The organism is Bacillus sp. EB106-04-02-XG92 (assembly GCF_058791995.1).
Genome location: NZ_JBYTEA010000001.1, coordinates 811,823 through 827,554 on the forward strand (window position 1 = coordinate 811,823; position 15,732 = coordinate 827,554).

Consider the following 15,732-nt stretch of genomic DNA (forward strand, 5'->3'; position numbering starts at 1 on the left):
TATGAATATTCTATAATCTTTATATATGACTATTAAAAAGAAAGGATAGGTGATTCACTATTATACAAGCCACGCAACTAACTTACCCACAAAAACATCCTATGTCACTCTCACAATTTCTATTTTCACTCGTTTTTGCGATTTGGGGAACAGGATTCCTAGCCGACCTCTTTATAGGTCTTCCTACCGTTATTTATACAGAAGGTTTAACCGATCCAAAACAAATTGCTTTAACAAAATCACTTACTACTTTTGGGAGGCATTTATTTGTATTGTGCATTTTATTAATTTTAATTTATGCATATAAGCCATTAAGAAATTTAATTGTCCCAACACTAAACTTTACAGCATTAAAAAAAGTAAGCACATACATCTATATCATTCTTTTTTATGGATTACATATCGTTAATGACATATTTATAATTAATAATATTTTTCCTGATGCGGTAAAAGAGCAGTCATCCGCTTTAGACCTAGAAATGTTAAAACAATACAAGCTATTATTACTAATAGGTGGCGCTATACTTGTACCTATTTTTGAAGAACTTATAGTCCGCGGTATTATTCTTCATTTCCTACAACAGCGCTTCCCATTTTGGATTGCAGCACTTGGGTCTAGCTTCCTCTTCGGAATAGGTCATATATACTCAACTGGTGTGATGTTTAGTATGTTCATCATGGGTCTATTTATGGCCATTTTATGTAAAAAAACAAAATCCATTATTCCAGCTATATTACTTCATATTATAAATAATATGTTAGCCTTTTTAGGATAAAGAGAGGTATCATCACGATACCTCTCTTTACTCTTTTATAACAACTTCAAACTCTTCTTCCGTTAACACTTTTCGATAATCCGTTTTCTTGTCTCCTTCTTCACCAGAAGTTAGAACAGGCGTCAGTACAATTTTCGTTACACTGTCCTCTAGTTTTTCAAATCGCCAATAGCACATCATCCATACATTCCTCTTGGACATCTTGAAACGAAGCTAAATGCTTCTGAATAATACTTTTTATAAGTCCGCCGTACTGGTCGATAATAAAGTATAATGCTTTTTCATTCTTTTTCCTTAGCTGCATTGCAACGTTCTCTTCTGTAATTTTCATATGTGCCCTCCTCTCTAACGTTCTCTATGTCTATTAATTCGTATCATCACTTCTCATTTCTATCAAATTATACATATTTATTAATAATATCCAAAATAAACCTCATGTAGTAAAATATAACTGATTACATAGAAGGAGATTACATATGTTGAGCTTACTTTGGGTTGTTTATATGCCACTTCTTGTTTTATGTGGATTTTTCGGTGGTATTATTTTAATTGTTACTAGCATGAAACATCGTAAATTATTAGTTGGTTTAATGGGGCTACTTAGCCTATCTTTTGTCACGCTACCTTTTGTTTTTTGGGGTATGGGAGTGAAGGGCGATACAATCCTCCCTATTTCAACTACTTTATATTGGATACTGTTTTCTTTAACTGGATTATCGGCAGGTTTAATTGGATTACAAGCAAAAATTAAAAGTATACGTAATATGGGATTCATTATTTTTATCGCCGGCATATTAGGGGTTATCTTCTGGTTACTTATGTCTGTAGGGAATTCATTCTATATATAATATTGTATCGGAGGTAATACAGAGGTGTTCGGAATATTAACTTGGATGATTTTAGCTCTTACTTTGATGTTATGCGACTTCATCGTTGGCATTTTTTTAATTATTGCTGGTATTAAATGTCGTAAATCACTTACCATTATAGCTGGTTTCATTAGCATATCGCTTATCGTTGTTCCTATCATTTGTATAGGTTCTGGAATAGATTTAGAGGGGATGGTTCCAATTTCGGGAACTTTATATTGGAGCTTCTTCTCTTTAGCTGGACTATTAGCTATTATAAGCGGAAGAAAAACATCAAGTATTCGTTCTATGGGGACGATTTTGTTTATAACAGGGCTGTGCGCCGTAACTGGTTATCATCTTTTATATCTAACTGCATAAAAAACAAAAAAAGCAGGGAAATTAATTCCCTGCTTTTTTATTTGGTTTATTACCTGATGGTAAGAAGAACGATAACACCCAAGCAATCCCTGCGAGTATCGTTGCAATTAAGAAGGCATCGTTAATACCGTTAATTGCAGATAGCTTTGAAATTTGTCCATATAATAGTTGCGTGCTCATCGCATCTCCTGCTTGGGCCGATCCAGCTAAGGCTGCTAAGCTTTGCCCCATGCCGTGTACTTTATCAACTAAAATTGGATTTGAAGTTGTTAACATATTGCCGTAATCTGCTACGTGAGCAGTCGTTTGTTGCGTCATAAGTGTAATTAATATCGCCGTTCCGATTGAACCAGCTACTTGTCTTGACGTATTTTGTGTTGCTGTACCGTGAGAAATTAATTTCATCGGCAGTGCGTTCATACCAGCTGTCATAATTGGCATCATAATGAATGACATACCAATCGAACGTATAATATAATCCATCATAATAACGCTATATGGTGTATCCATAGATAACGTTGTGAACTCATATGTCGCAAATGTTGTAATGGCTAATCCAACAATTGCTAACGGACGAATACCATACTTATCAAATAGTTTACCTGCAATAGGTCCCATGATCCCCATAATTAATGATCCTGGAAGTAATAATAAACCTGATTCTATCGGTGTGAAACCGCGAATGTTTTGCAGATATACTGGAAGTAATAACATCCCCCCGAATAATGCCATCGTAACGATTGCGTTAATTACTAAAGTAAAAGTAAATACTGGGTATTTAAACACTTGTAAATCAAGCATTTTATTATCTGTTGTTAACTCTCTCCAAATAAATAATGCTAAACCAATTACACCGATAACAAGTGAAATAACAACTTCGGCGCTAGTCCAACTATTATTTCCAGCTTCACTAAATCCATACAACAAGCTTCCTAGTCCAATACTTGAACTAACAACACCAAATATATCTAATTTCGTTTTAGACACTGGCTGAGCTAGCGTAAAGAATTTTAAAGATAAGAAGGTAATAATTAAACCGATAATAAACATCGCATAGAACATTAAGTTCCAGCTATAGTTTTCAATCACCCAACCTGTTACAGTTGGCCCGATAGCTGGTGCTAAAATCATCGCTACACCTAGTAATCCCATCGCTGCTCCGCGCTTATGAGGCGGGAATAATGTCATGAAGATATTCATACCAACCGGCATTAAAATACCCGCACCAACCGCTTGAATAACGCGGCCCGTCATCATCATCGTAAAGTTTCCGGAAGTAGCACAAATGATAGATCCTACCGTGAAGAATAACATTGCTGCTACGAATAATTTACGATACGTAAATCGTGAAACTAAAAAGGCACTAATCGGTACTAAAATACCATTTACAAGCATGAAACCTGTAATTAACCATTGTGCTGTTGAAGTTGATACGTTAAATTCATTCATTAACGGAGGCAATGCAACGTTAATGATTGTTTGGTTTAAAATAGAAACGAACATGCCGAGAATTAATACAGCTACAACTGCTTTTACGTTCACATTCTCTACAGGCGTAGACATTTGTTTTTTCGGCACTTCTTTTTCTTCTTTTACTTCTTCTTGCTTTCCTGTTTCTAACTCAACTACATTAGAAATTTCCGATTCTTGCTCTCGTTCAATTTCTTTTTCTTCTGTTTCTACCTTACTTACTTGTATTTTATTTACGGCTGGGACTTGTTCTTCTCCCACGTTCGTTTTTTTCTTTCGTAAAAGACGATTTACAAGGAAGAAGACGATTATACAAAATAGTGCATATCCTGCAATTGCAATTGAGGACATCTCATCTCCCCCTTACTTATGAATACGAACTGACACATTCATTCCAGGAACAATATTTACTGATTTACTATGATCTAAAGAAATTTTAACTGGTACTACTTGTGTTACTTTTGTATAGTTCGCTGTTGCGTTGCTTGATGGTAACATAGAGAATGTGTTCGCTGTTGTTAATCCAACTTGCTCTACTTTTCCTGATAACGTTGTATCTGGGTATGCATCTACATACACATCTACGTCTTGACCTTTTTGTACATCGTCAACATCTGTTTCTTCAATGTTTGCCGTTACCCATAAATTGTTCATATCAAATGCGTAAGCAATTGGGCTACCTGCTCCAACGAAAGCATTTGTCGTCGCGTTTGATTGTACAACTGTTGCATTTTGCGGAATTGTTACATCTACTGTTTGTTCTCCATTTGCTGCCGCTACAGTAACAGCACCTAATTTATCGTTCTCATTGTAGTTCTTACCTACTTCAGCTTTCCAGTCAGTTAATTTACCTGCTACTGGTGATGCAATCGGAATTACCTTTCCATCAATTTTTGCATTGTCTGTTTTTAAGTAATTTTCCGCTTGATTGTAATAGTAATAACCGCCAATACCGCCGCCAACTAGTACAATTAATGTGATAATGTTAATAATCACCATTCTTCGAAACTGATTCATTGCATTCCTCTCCTTATATCGCATATAATTTTTTTCTAAACTATTTATGTCCTTATTGTTTAGACTGTTTAATTGTTAATTATATTAACTTTTAAACAAAAAAATCACACCATCTGCGGTGTAAATCGAAATTTATCTACCTGCGAGCGGTGCTGATTTCTGAAGGACTATCGTTTATAATTATAAATAATTATTTTAAATCTACAACCGACAATTTACGTATGAAATGTCGCTTAAACAACAATATAATACCAATATGTTGTTTAAGTATAGAAAATTAAACGAGAGGAAGTAAAAATGTCTATTAAAAATACAAATGATCCACGTGTAAAGCGGACGAGACAACTCATACAGGATGCTTTTGTCGCTTTAGTAGGCGAAAAAGGATTTGACGATGTAACTGTTCAACATATTGCAGAACGTGCTCCAGTAAATCGTGCTACGTTTTATAGTCATTACCATGATAAATATGACTTATTAGACAAAAGCATCGAAGAAATGTTAGAGAAGTTAGCCGAAGTTATTAAACCAAAAAATAGAAATAAAGAAGAATTTCAACTTACTTTTGATTCACCACATCCGACATTTTTAGCTTTGTTCGAGCATATAGCAGAAAATGCGAACTTCTATAACGTTATGCTTGGCGATAAGGCTGCTGGAAACTACTCTTATAAAATGATGAAAACGATACAAACACATTTAACATTAAGCTTATCTATTTCACAGCCCGATGATAAAGATCTTATGGTTCCTCGTGATATTTTAATTAGTTATGTGACAGGAGCTCATATCGGGATGATTATGTCATGGTTAAAAAGAGGGATGATATATACACCGCATTTTATGGCTATGCAATTAACTCGTTTAATTATTTTAGGAGCTCATACTGCGGCAGGATTAGAGAGACCTTTTTAAAACATAAAAAAGCGAAGGAGAAACTCCTTCGCTTTTTCTATTAATTAAATGTAATGTTATGTACAGCCTCTTTATCAAGACGTTTAATAACTTCTACAATTAACTTCACTGCATTTTCATAGTCATCACGATGTAACATTGCCGCATGAGAATGGATGTAGCGCGTTGCAATCGTAATGGCCATAGACGGAATACCATTTACAGCAATATGGATTGCACCTGCATCCGTTCCGCCGCCCGCTACTGAATCATATTGGTATGGAATTTCCAATTCGTCAGCAACATCAACTACAAAGTCACGTAAACCTGTATGACCAATAACAGAGGCATCATATAAAATAATCTGTGGTCCATCACCCATTTTACTTTGCGCTTCTTTTGACGTTACACCAGGTGTGTCACCAGCGATACCAACATCTACTGCGAACGCGATATCTGGTTTAATATAGTTTGCAGATGTTTTCGCACCACGAAGACCAACTTCTTCTTGTACAGTCCCTACGCCGTATACAACGTTTGGATGCTTTTCATCTTTTAATTGTTTTAATACGTCAATTGCAATTGCACAACCAATTCGGTTATCCCATGCTTTTGCAAGTAACATTTTTTCATTCTTCATCACTTGGAATTCAAAGTAAGGTACAACTTGATCTCCTGGTCGTACGCCCCACTCCATTGCTTCTTCTTGGCTAGAAGCACCAATATCAATGAACATATCTTTAATTTCAACTGGCTTTTTACGCGCTTCTGGAGGTAAGATGTGCGGTGGTTTTGAACCAATTACACCTGTTACATCTCCTTTACGCGTTACAATTGTCACGCGCTGTGCAAGCATAACTTGTGACCACCAGCCACCAACTGTTTGGAAACGAAGGAAACCTTTGTCATCAATTTGCGTGATCATAAAGCCAACTTCATCTAAATGACCTGCAACCATAATTTTCGGGCCGTTTTCTTCCCCTACTTTTTTCGCAACTAAACTTCCTAAATTATCAGTAGAAAGCTCGTCTGCAAACGGCTCAATATATTTCTTCATTACTTCGCGTGGTTCACGTTCGTTACCCGCAATACCACGTGCATCTGTTAATTCTTTTAGCATTGTCAATGTCTCGTCTAATTTTGTCATTGCCAACACCCTCCTTTTTCTTCAGTCACTTCATTATACAAAAGGAAATTGAAATATTCAAAAATTAACTTAGTATCCTTGTGTTTGACGCTGATGATTTACTTCGTTTTTATCTAAGTATGCCTTTTCGATCTCTTCTTGTTCAAACTCAAGCGCTTGTCCAAGTCGAAGGTAGCTTGTAAATAATTCAATATAGTTCGTAATAGATGGTTGATCTGTAAAACGAATTACCTTCGCATATGTGTCTAAGAAAATTTCTACTTGTGTTTTATTCGTCTGTGCACACTTATAGAATAGGAAGTTTTTATCAATACCTAAATCAATTCCGATTGATAAAATAAAATGTAAACCATCTACGTATTCTTCTAGTATTACTTCACGTTCTGATGCTGGTTTGTTGCTCCAATATTTAAAACAACGTGTTTCATTTGCAAGTTCTCCAATTTCTACAAGAAGAGCTAACATTTTTTCTTTTAACAACTTTTTCGGTTGTAAGTCATGCTCCTTCGCAATACGGTCATCTAATTCTTTTTGTAATTTAAATAGTTGTAGTAAGTCCATTCTATTGTCCTCCTCCAACATCGCATTTTACGCAACAATGTTGTTTCATCTCAAAGTTCATTATTATTTTTCGTTTCTTATTAATAAGTCAGCTATCTACCTCTTTACAAAATAGCTTGTCCTTAATTTACAAATACGTTTCAATCATCACGATTAGATTGTTCACTCCGATTGGTGATAGTTAATAATTATCCAGGAATTGCCCAATAATAAAAATGTTATTTTATCTGATGAAAGTTCCATATCATCTTTCCATTATAGCAGTGTCGTTTCAGGTAGGAAAGATACTCTTCTTTCCAGAGGGTGATAATTAAAAAGAAGCCAGGAGGATTCTCCTGGCTTCATATATATATTCTTCTATATTACTATAGCTTTTATATTGGTTTTGTCATATCTATAACGACATATTTCTCTTTGTATACAAACAAAAAACCTTAGAAGAAAAATCTTCTAAGGTTTTAACTAATTAATTAGTTAATGTTGTTTTTTGCAACTGTTGCTAATTCAGCGAAAGCTTTTTCGTCATGAACAGCTAAGTCAGCAAGCATCTTGCGGTTAACTTCGATGCCAGCATTTTTAAGACCGTGCATTAAGCGGCTGTAAGAAAGACCATTCATACGAGCTGCTGCGTTGATACGTGTAATCCATAATTTACGGAAGTCACGTTTCTTTTGACGGCGGTCACGGAATGCATACATTAGAGATTTCATAACCTGTTGGTTAGCAACCTTGAATAATGTATTTTTTGAACCGTAGTAACCTTTTGCTAATTTAATTACTTTTTTACGACGTTGACGAGTAACTGTACCACCTTTTACTCTTGGCATAATATTACCTCCTAATTGTTCTATATATCAGCCGAACTTATTTTAAGTTGTCAAGCATTTGACGAATGCGTTTGAAGTCACCAGCGCTTACTACACCAGCTTTACGTAGTTTACGTTTAGCTTTTGTAGATTTGTTAGCGAATAAATGGCTTGTGTAAGCGTGAGAACGTTTCAGTTTACCTGATCCAGTCTTTTTGAAACGCTTTGCAGCGCCGCGATGAGTTTTTTGTTTAGGCATAGGTATTTCCTCCTCTATCTATTACTTATCGTTTTTCGGTGCTAAAACTAAGAACATACTGCGTCCTTCCATTTTAGGCTTAGATTCGATTGTACTAACTTCAGCACAAGCTTCTGAGAAGCGATCTAAAACACGTTGACCGATTTCTTTATGAGTAATGGCACGTCCTTTAAAGCGAATTGACGCTTTAACCTTGTCGCCTTTCTCTAAAAACTTGATAGCATTACGAAGTTTTGTGTTAAAGTCGTGTTCATCAATTGTTGGACTTAAACGAACTTCTTTCATGCTAATTACTTTTTGATTTTTGCGCTGTTCTTTTTCTTTCTTCTGTTGCTCAAAGCGGAATTTACCGTAGTCCATAATGCGGCATACTGGCGGTTTCGCATTTGGAGCAACTAATACTAAATCAAGATTAAGATTTGCAGCTAAGTCTAAAGCGTCATTACGAGACTTGATTCCAAGTTGATCGCCATTTGCACCAACTAAACGTACTTCACGTGCACGAATTTGCTCGTTAATCATCATATCCTTGCTAATAGTAAGCCACCTCCAAGGTTTTCTCAGAACATAGTTTGTAGTCATAGAACCCGACAAAAAAAGTGCGGGCATACGACACCCACACTTGTAAAATCTTAAGTAAGAAATACATTTACCTGTAAACTGCGAATGCGTCCATCAGGTGAGAAGCGGGTGCTTCTACTTGTTCCACAAAACAATATTCTATTATCCTTGATGAGTTTATCATAGGACATGACGTCTGTCAAGAAGACGCGATGTGTTTTACTAACAACAAGAAATATTGTAACAAACAACTAACATACTTGCAATACTTTTTTACGATAAGTATTGTTTGGTTATTTTTTCTAATTTTTTTCTATAATACATAAGAAAGCCGCGGTATACCGCGGCTTTTTCTTATCGTTTTCCTTCTACTTTAATCATATCAACAAAAGCATCTAATGCTATTGTTTCTGATTTTTGTTCACCATATTTACGTACGTTTACGCCGTTTTCAGTTACTTCATTGTCACCTACTACAAGCATGTACGGAATTTTTTGCATTTGCGCTTCACGGATTTTGTAACCAATTTTCTCTTCACGAGTGTCTAATTCAACACGGATACCAGCACGGCGTAACTCATCTTGTACTTTCTTCGCATAATCTAAATGTACTTGCGGAGAAACTGGAATTACTTGTGCTTGAACTGGAGCTAACCAAGTTGGGAATGCACCTTTGTATTCTTCAATTAAGAAGGCTACGAAACGTTCCATAGTTGATACAACACCACGGTGAATTACAACTGGACGATGTTGTTTACCGTCTTCACCAACGTAAGCTAATTCAAAGCGTTCTGGAAGTAAGAAGTCTAATTGTACAGTTGAAAGTGTTTCGTCTTTTCCAAGAGCAGTACGAACTTGAACGTCAAGTTTTGGACCGTAGAATGCTGCTTCACCTTCAGCTTCATAGTAATCAAGACCCATTTCATCCATAGCTTCTTTTAACATACCTTGTGCTTTTTCCCACATCTCATCATCAGCATAGTACTTTTTAGTATCAGCTGGGTCACGATAAGATAGACGGAATGAATAGTTCTCTAAACCGAAATCTTTGTACACTTCTAGAGTTAAGTTTACAACACGTTTTAACTCTTCTTTAATTTGATCTGGGCGAACGAAAATGTGCGCATCGTTTAAAGTCATTCCGCGTACACGTTGTAATCCAGATAATGCACCTGACATTTCATAGCGATGCATTGTTCCAAGTTCCGCAATACGAATTGGTAATTCACGATAGCTGTGAATATCGTTTTTATAAACCATCATGTGGTGAGGGCAGTTCATTGGACGAAGAACTAACTCTTCATTATCCATTTCCATTGATGGGAACATACCATCACGGTAGTGGTTCCAGTGACCAGAAGTTTCATAAAGCTCTCTGCTTCCTAGTACTGGAGTGTATACGTGATCATAGCCTAAGCTTGCTTCTTTATCAACGATGTAACGCTCGATAATGCGGCGGATAGTTGCACCCTTTGGTAACCAAAGTGGTAAACCTTGTCCTACTTTTTGGCTATTAGTAAATAGTTTTAATTCTTTACCTAATTTACGGTGATCGCGCTCTTTCGCTTCTTCAAGCATACGTAAGTGCTCATCTAATTCTGCTTTCTTAACGAATGCAGTACCGTAAATACGTTGTAGCATTTTATTATTGCTATCGCCGCGCCAGTAAGCACCAGCAACGCTTAATAATTTAAATACTTTAATTTTCCCTGTAGATGGAAGGTGAACACCACGGCAAAGGTCGAAGAATTCGCCTTGCTCATAGATTGAAATAACAGCATCTTCTGGAAGATCGTTAATTAAATCTAATTTTAACTCATCGCCAATTTCTTCAAAACGACGAATTGCTTCTGCACGTGGTACTTCATGACGAACGATTTCTAAGTTCTCGTTCACAATTTTTTGCATTTCTTTTTCAATTTTCTTGAAGTCTTCAACTGTAATTGCTTCTTCCATATCAATATCGTAGTAGAAGCCATTTTCAATTACTGGACCAATGCCAAGCTCAACCTTAACATCTTTATATAAACGTTTTAACGCTTGTGCTAAAAGGTGGGCTGTTGAGTGGCGTAAAATGTATAAGCCATCTTCAGAATCTAATGTAATAATAGAAACTGCACCATCTTCTTCGATTGGTGTAACAAGATCGATCATCTCATCGTTTAATTTTCCAGCCACAGCTTTTTTCTTTAAGCCTGGGCTAATAGAAGCTGCGATTTCTTCAGTTGTTACGCCTTTTGGAAACTCCTTCACAGCTCCATCAGGGAAAGTAATTTTAACTACATCTGCCATCACTGGTCACTCCTCTTTTTTTCAAAATAAAAAACACTCATCCCGTAAAAAGGGACGAGTGTTGAATTCGTGGTTCCACCCTTGTTCCAATTAACCTTATTGTTAATTGCTCAAGTTCAACATAACGGTGTTGTCCGTTAGCAATTACTAGAAAAACGTTCACTGCTAAAGTTTAGAGGTGGTAAGTAATAATCCCGTACTAGGAAGCTCACACCCTAAGGCTTCCCTCTCTGAAAATCGTAGAAAACTACTCATGTCCTCATCATGACATTTCAATATATTTCATTTATGTAGGTAATTATATGCTCAAAAACTTAGAAAATCAAGGGCGTTACCTTTATTTTTTAAATTTTTCACATTGCGCTCAAACTCATGTAATCCATGTAATTGTACCCGTTCTTGAAATACATTTCGCAAAGTAATAATCATATTATGGTCTTGTTCTTTCGTGTATAAATAAATTTTTTTCGGCGAGATAGAGAGCAGTGGTGCAATTACTTTCGTATCAATATATACATCCTTTTGCTTCAATAATTCCTCATCTATATATTGGACCAATTTCTCCTGTTTTAAACGTCTACCTTTATCATCATAGAAAATAAAGCTTTCATCAAAAATAAGATGCACGCAGGACAAACGTGATTTCCGGCTACGCACTTGTTGCCTTAGTGTCTCAATAAACATTTGATATTCTTGTTCCAACTTATACTCATCAATTGACACTTCAGCAAGCTTAGCTACCATTTCCCTATATGTACGAAGGCGAAAACGAACATATGATGAAAACGAGAACGAAAGCGGATCACAAAGCCAGTTATTTAAAGAGGTTTTAATATATGATTCAAACGTGTGACGCGTTAATTCACGAGCAATCCCTTTTCTTCTTCCCTTTAAAATCTCATGTGCCATATGCAATATTTGATGACACTCTTCCTCTTCTTCATAAAAAAACTTCTCTTTTAAGATTGTATATATCCACTCATTTTGTTTCACATTCACAATGAAATATACCATTACTGGCAATAAAATCTTTTCAATATAATTCGATTCACATACTGGTATATGAATCACCACTTTTTGTTCCTGTAAATACACACTCGTTTCCTTATATAATAGTTCCGCTCTTTTCAGTAGTTGTCTATATACATGCATAGCATCATTTTTTTCTTCGAAGCAAATTTCAATCACTTTTGTCCCCCCTTTTATCCCTGCTCTAAAGGACTGTATCTATACGTTACAAATCCTATAAGAGTCCGTTCCACGTGAAGTTCACTCTTAGTAGAATTACATTTCTTATCGTTAAAAAATCCAATCGATATGGCTTGCTAATTTTATATATATTAAGGGAGGGAGAAAAAAATGATACAAGCTACTAGGAATTTTCAATAACATTTTACAATTCAACTACTTCGAAAAGCGTTTAATACAAAAAAAGAGCAAGCTTCTCAGCTTGCTCTTTACTTATGACGTCGGTTTTTCCCGCCAATTGGAATTGGCTTTGCTAAATATTTAATTCGTTCCATAATACGCGCTGCTTTCATTTGTTCTGCTTCACCGCGTTGTGTATACGTTAAATGATGTTCCAATTCCTTGAAATCAAAGTTAGACGTAAAGAACGTCGGTAAGTTCTCTAACATGCGGAATTGCAAAATCGCACCAAGCACATCATCACGCACAAAGCTTGACATTGCTTCCGCTCCAATGTCATCTAACATTAAAACTTGTACACGTTTCACCGCATCAATCTTTTCCCCAATTGAATTATCTTGAATCGAACTTTTAATTTCACGTAAAAATTCAGGGAAGTATACGAGCATCGAACTTATTTTCTTTCGAGCAAGCTCATTCGCAATTGCTCCTAACAAATACGTTTTTCCTACACCAAATTTACCGTACAAATATAAACCTTGTACTTTTTTACCAGGTTCATATGTACTTAAAAATTCATTAGCTGCACCAATTGCATCAATACGCGCATCTAAATCTGATGGATCCAAGTTTTCCATCGTTGCCTGTAAAATGTCAGTTGGCATATATACACTTTGAACGAGCTTTTCATATTTCTTTCTCTCATCATATGCTACTTTTCTAACGCAACGATCGTATTGAATATCGATCATCTTTCCTTGGATAACGAGCTTTGGCTCATATCCTTGCAACATGTTTTTACACGAACCTAAATCCGGACAATCCGCGCAACCTACACTTTGTCCAATATATTCGTATAATTTCACAAGACTGCGCTCAATCATAGAAGTTGTTACTTCACCTTTATGTTCGTCTATAAATTCTTTCACACGCGGATGTGCCATTACTTCCGCCTTTAATACTTCATATCTATTTTTAAAATTTTCATTTTCCATTAACTTTGCAAATGAATTTTGAATATGCTCCATTTTCTCACCTCAAAGAGCGTTCATTCTCTTCTATTAATCACGCTTATATTTTTTTAACACTTCTTCTAGTCGTTTTCGTTCATCATCTAACGTACTTGCATCTTTTTTCTTACTTACATCTTTCTTCACTGTTTCTTTCGGTTGTTCTTTCGGCTCTTCTTTCAACCAATCTGGTACCATTTCTTGTCGTACCGTTTTCTTCGACGTACGACCTTTTTTCTTCGTCTCAGCCCAGTCTTGATATTGACGATTCTCTTCTTTCGCTAATGCCATTGCTTCAGCTACTGTACCGACCTTTTTACGTGCCCAATGTCCCGCAATCTTCTCCACATACGTTTTCGCAAGTTTCATATCCGAGCGTAGCATAACATAATAAATAAGTACATTCACAACACCTGGCGTTAATTTTTGATTGATCATTACATCTTCAACGATTTGCAAGTCAGCTTTCGTTGCCTCTGCACCGCCAGAGATTTCTTTCAATAGTTGCTTTGGTGAGATTTCCTCTAACTGTTTGATTAACATCTCTTCTTGCGTAGAAGGCTCTTTCTCTTTCATCATACGTGCAGCGTGAGGCTGTACTCTTTCACTTAATACAGGTAACGCTTGACCGTTTTCGAACTGATACCAATCACGTGCTCCTTTTCTAAGCCTTTCGATATCAATTGTCTGTATCTCTGTCACCGCACCAAGAACGATATTTTGCATTGATAACACATCTACATCATACACGTAAGCAAGTGTAATGACACATTCTCGCACTTGATCTGTAATCGCCTTTTTAGGAACAAGAGCAGACAATCCATCTACAAATAAGGAGAAATCAAAGAAATCATTCCAAACTTTCGGAGCGTCTCCCTTTTCATTACTTGGCATTGCTGTCGTTTTTGGAATACGAAGGTCTTCCTGCGCATGCTCAAGCTGTCCTGGATTAAACGAACCAAACACATCATTAAAAGAACGCGTCACATTTTCATAAGATACAAAATCAAATTCTTCTTCTAAGAAATATTGCTTTACTTGATTATATTTTGTCCGACTCAATCGATTGTATAAAAAGATACTTAAAACAATATCATCAAAAAACTGCTTCGGAGATAAAGGTGGTTGTAGCTCATATATAAACATTCGAATATCTTTTTCTTTCTTAATATATACTTTCAAAAGCCCAATTGCCTCTAACTTTACTCGTTCCTCATATATTTCAGGAAGTTGCATTTGCATGGTCACCATAAGGGAATGATGCGTATTCTCTTTTCCAAACACACGGTCTTGCTCTAACTCTCCCCATAGCGTCATGTACAAGCTAAAAGCTCTACTACCTATTAACGGCTGATACAACATCGTTAACACTTTTCGGTCGTAATTATGCAATAATCCTTTCGCACTTACTTTATAACGATCAATCGGCAATAGCTCCATCCATGACTGTTTTTCCATTCTTGCTTTTCCTTTCTCTCATCCAATCTATCCTCTACTTCATTCACTCTTCATTATATAATTTCTTAGCGAAAAAGAGCTATTAGCTTTCGCTTCTAGCTCTCTTATCTCATTACTTACGGTATGTAAAGAGAATACAATACAAATTCTACTCTCTTTCTTTTTGCAGTATATCTTTTAATTCTTCAATAAATACATTTAAATCTTTAAATTGGCGATATACAGAAGCAAAACGCACGTAAGCAACATCGTCGATATCACGGAGTTCTTCCATAACAATTTCACCAATCATATCACTTTTCACTTCTGATATACCTAAATTACGAAGTTCACGTTCCACACTTTGAGTTACTTCCTCTAATTGTCTTAAAGATACTGGTCTTTTTTCACACGCTTTAATTAACCCACGTAAAATCTTTTCTTTATTAAACTCTTCTCGTGTACCTTCTTTTTTTACAACGATAAGAGGTGACTCTTCTACTCTTTCAAATGTCGTAAAGCGGCTTAAACAGCTTTCACACTCTCTCCTTCTTCGAATAGAGCGCCCCTCGTCTACCGGACGCGAATCTAACACTCTTGTACCATTATGAGAACAGGATGGACAACGCAATATATTCACTCCTTTACACTATACTCTTTATTTTTCTCTACTTACTTCATCTGACAATATATATACATTATTATATAACTCATTCTAACTCTCTTACCACTTTAAGTTGAAGCGCATTATTTTATCATCTCATTTTCGAAAATAAGATGGTAGATGGAATGCTACCTTATTCGTAAGAGCTCCATTTATTCAACTAACGAGTACGTTATATTTTTCCTTTTCTATAAACTAAAAAAGAGGTGCATTATACACCTCTTTACATTTTAAATCAATT

General features: G+C 35.9%; 16 protein-coding genes, 2 pseudogenes and 2 other annotated features. Of the genes and pseudogenes, 4 read left to right on the forward strand and 14 right to left on the reverse strand.

The window, feature by feature from the left end; all coding sequences use genetic code 11:
* Positions 1-101: 101 nt before the first annotated feature.
* Complete coding sequence (locus AC3WVA_RS04270) at positions 102-776, forward strand: CPBP family intramembrane glutamic endopeptidase (protein ID WP_098520795.1); 675 nt, start codon at positions 102-104, stop codon at positions 774-776.
* Positions 777-803: 27 nt separating this feature from the next.
* On the opposite strand, the pseudogene AC3WVA_RS04275 reads toward AC3WVA_RS04270, so the two are convergent.
* Positions 804-947: pseudogene (locus AC3WVA_RS04275) on the reverse strand (DUF4179 domain-containing protein); the annotation flags it as partial.
* Positions 937-1,107 (reverse strand): annotated as a pseudogene (locus AC3WVA_RS04280) (sigma-70 family RNA polymerase sigma factor); the annotation flags it as partial. The pseudogenes AC3WVA_RS04275 and AC3WVA_RS04280, both read right to left, overlap by 11 nt.
* Positions 1,108-1,252: 145 nt before the next feature.
* On the opposite strand from AC3WVA_RS04280, the gene AC3WVA_RS04285 reads away from it, so the two are divergent.
* The gene (locus AC3WVA_RS04285; protein ID WP_492321791.1) at positions 1,253-1,624 is read left to right on the forward strand and encodes a DNA-binding protein; all 372 of its coding nucleotides are present in this window, start codon (positions 1,253-1,255) and stop codon (positions 1,622-1,624) included.
* A gap of 24 nt (positions 1,625-1,648) precedes the next feature.
* Complete coding sequence (locus AC3WVA_RS04290; RefSeq protein ID WP_098520797.1) at positions 1,649-2,005, forward strand: ammonia permease; 357 nt, start codon at positions 1,649-1,651, stop codon at positions 2,003-2,005.
* Between the two features lie 21 nt (positions 2,006-2,026).
* Here the strand turns inward: AC3WVA_RS04290 and AC3WVA_RS04295 are convergent, their stop codons facing one another.
* Both AC3WVA_RS04295 and AC3WVA_RS04300 read right to left on the reverse strand, forming a co-directional pair.
* Positions 2,027-3,826, reverse strand: a complete 1,800-nt coding sequence (locus AC3WVA_RS04295) for a DHA2 family efflux MFS transporter permease subunit (protein ID WP_098520798.1) — start codon at positions 3,824-3,826, stop codon at positions 2,027-2,029.
* 12 nt (positions 3,827-3,838) lie between these two features.
* On the reverse strand, positions 3,839-4,492 hold the full coding sequence (locus AC3WVA_RS04300; RefSeq protein ID WP_048531600.1) for an HlyD family secretion protein: 654 nt from the start codon (positions 4,490-4,492) through the stop codon (positions 3,839-3,841).
* Between the two features lie 297 nt (positions 4,493-4,789).
* Between AC3WVA_RS04300 and AC3WVA_RS04305 the strand changes: the two genes are divergently transcribed.
* Positions 4,790-5,407: a TetR/AcrR family transcriptional regulator gene (locus AC3WVA_RS04305; RefSeq protein WP_048531603.1), complete on the forward strand. Its 618-nt coding sequence runs from the start codon at positions 4,790-4,792 to the stop codon at positions 5,405-5,407.
* A 40-nt stretch (positions 5,408-5,447) separates the two neighbouring features.
* Here AC3WVA_RS04305 and AC3WVA_RS04310 read toward each other — a convergent pair whose 3' ends face one another.
* From AC3WVA_RS04310 to nrdR, 10 genes are all read right to left on the reverse strand, one after another.
* Complete coding sequence (locus tag AC3WVA_RS04310; RefSeq protein ID WP_087957139.1) at positions 5,448-6,533, reverse strand: M42 family metallopeptidase; 1,086 nt, start codon at positions 6,531-6,533, stop codon at positions 5,448-5,450.
* A gap of 69 nt (positions 6,534-6,602) precedes the next feature.
* Complete coding sequence (locus AC3WVA_RS04315; RefSeq protein WP_000365050.1) at positions 6,603-7,094, reverse strand: dUTP diphosphatase; 492 nt, start codon at positions 7,092-7,094, stop codon at positions 6,603-6,605.
* A 470-nt stretch (positions 7,095-7,564) separates the two neighbouring features.
* The gene (gene rplT, locus AC3WVA_RS04320; protein WP_001138362.1) at positions 7,565-7,921 is read right to left on the reverse strand and encodes a 50S ribosomal protein L20; all 357 of its coding nucleotides are present in this window, start codon (positions 7,919-7,921) and stop codon (positions 7,565-7,567) included.
* A 37-nt stretch (positions 7,922-7,958) separates the two neighbouring features.
* Positions 7,959-8,159, reverse strand: a complete 201-nt coding sequence (gene rpmI / locus AC3WVA_RS04325) for a 50S ribosomal protein L35 (protein ID WP_001125945.1) — start codon at positions 8,157-8,159, stop codon at positions 7,959-7,961.
* 21 nt (positions 8,160-8,180) lie between these two features.
* Complete coding sequence (infC, locus tag AC3WVA_RS04330; RefSeq protein WP_000973214.1) at positions 8,181-8,684, reverse strand: translation initiation factor IF-3; 504 nt, start codon at positions 8,682-8,684, stop codon at positions 8,181-8,183.
* 62 nt (positions 8,685-8,746) lie between these two features.
* Positions 8,747-8,867: a sequence feature (ribosomal protein L20 leader region), on the reverse strand.
* Positions 8,868-9,074: 207 nt separating this feature from the next.
* On the reverse strand, positions 9,075-11,012 hold the full coding sequence (gene thrS, locus AC3WVA_RS04335) for a threonine--tRNA ligase (RefSeq protein ID WP_000786081.1): 1,938 nt from the start codon (positions 11,010-11,012) through the stop codon (positions 9,075-9,077).
* A gap of 47 nt (positions 11,013-11,059) precedes the next feature.
* Positions 11,060-11,287, reverse strand: a binding site (T-box leader).
* 31 nt (positions 11,288-11,318) lie between these two features.
* Positions 11,319-12,200, reverse strand: a complete 882-nt coding sequence (ytxC, locus tag AC3WVA_RS04340) for a putative sporulation protein YtxC (protein ID WP_048531606.1) — start codon at positions 12,198-12,200, stop codon at positions 11,319-11,321.
* Between the two features lie 269 nt (positions 12,201-12,469).
* A complete protein-coding gene (gene dnaI, locus AC3WVA_RS04345; RefSeq protein ID WP_048531608.1) occupies positions 12,470-13,408 on the reverse strand; it encodes a primosomal protein DnaI in 939 nt (312 codons plus the stop codon).
* Between the two features lie 33 nt (positions 13,409-13,441).
* Positions 13,442-14,848: a replication initiation and membrane attachment family protein gene (locus AC3WVA_RS04350; RefSeq protein WP_048531610.1), complete on the reverse strand. Its 1,407-nt coding sequence runs from the start codon at positions 14,846-14,848 to the stop codon at positions 13,442-13,444.
* Positions 14,849-14,996: 148 nt separating this feature from the next.
* The gene (nrdR, locus tag AC3WVA_RS04355) at positions 14,997-15,458 is read right to left on the reverse strand and encodes a transcriptional regulator NrdR (RefSeq protein ID WP_001203687.1); all 462 of its coding nucleotides are present in this window, start codon (positions 15,456-15,458) and stop codon (positions 14,997-14,999) included.
* Positions 15,459-15,732 lie beyond the last annotated feature (274 nt).

Excerpts from the sequence above, each read along its gene's own strand:
- infC (WP_000973214.1), bottom strand. The coding sequence starts at position 8,684 with ATGATGATTAACGAGCAAATTCGTGCACGTGAAGTACGTTTAGTTGGT.
- thrS (WP_000786081.1), bottom strand. The coding sequence starts at position 11,012 with ATGGCAGATGTAGTTAAAATTACTTTCCCTGATGGAGCTGTGAAGGAG.
- rplT (WP_001138362.1), bottom strand. The coding sequence starts at position 7,921 with ATGCCAAGAGTAAAAGGTGGTACAGTTACTCGTCAACGTCGTAAAAAA.
- AC3WVA_RS04315 (WP_000365050.1), bottom strand. The coding sequence starts at position 7,094 with ATGGACTTACTACAACTATTTAAATTACAAAAAGAATTAGATGACCGT.
- AC3WVA_RS04310 (WP_087957139.1), bottom strand. The coding sequence starts at position 6,533 with ATGACAAAATTAGACGAGACATTGACAATGCTAAAAGAATTAACAGAT.
- AC3WVA_RS04305 (WP_048531603.1), top strand. The coding sequence starts at position 4,790 with ATGTCTATTAAAAATACAAATGATCCACGTGTAAAGCGGACGAGACAA.
- rpmI (WP_001125945.1), bottom strand. The coding sequence starts at position 8,159 with ATGCCTAAACAAAAAACTCATCGCGGCGCTGCAAAGCGTTTCAAAAAG.
- AC3WVA_RS04295 (WP_098520798.1), bottom strand. The coding sequence starts at position 3,826 with ATGTCCTCAATTGCAATTGCAGGATATGCACTATTTTGTATAATCGTC.
- AC3WVA_RS04285 (WP_492321791.1), top strand. The coding sequence starts at position 1,253 with ATGTTGAGCTTACTTTGGGTTGTTTATATGCCACTTCTTGTTTTATGT.
- AC3WVA_RS04300 (WP_048531600.1), bottom strand. The coding sequence starts at position 4,492 with ATGAATCAGTTTCGAAGAATGGTGATTATTAACATTATCACATTAATT.
- dnaI (WP_048531608.1), bottom strand. The coding sequence starts at position 13,408 with ATGGAGCATATTCAAAATTCATTTGCAAAGTTAATGGAAAATGAAAAT.
- AC3WVA_RS04270 (WP_098520795.1), top strand. The coding sequence starts at position 102 with ATGTCACTCTCACAATTTCTATTTTCACTCGTTTTTGCGATTTGGGGA.
- AC3WVA_RS04350 (WP_048531610.1), bottom strand. The coding sequence starts at position 14,848 with ATGGAAAAACAGTCATGGATGGAGCTATTGCCGATTGATCGTTATAAA.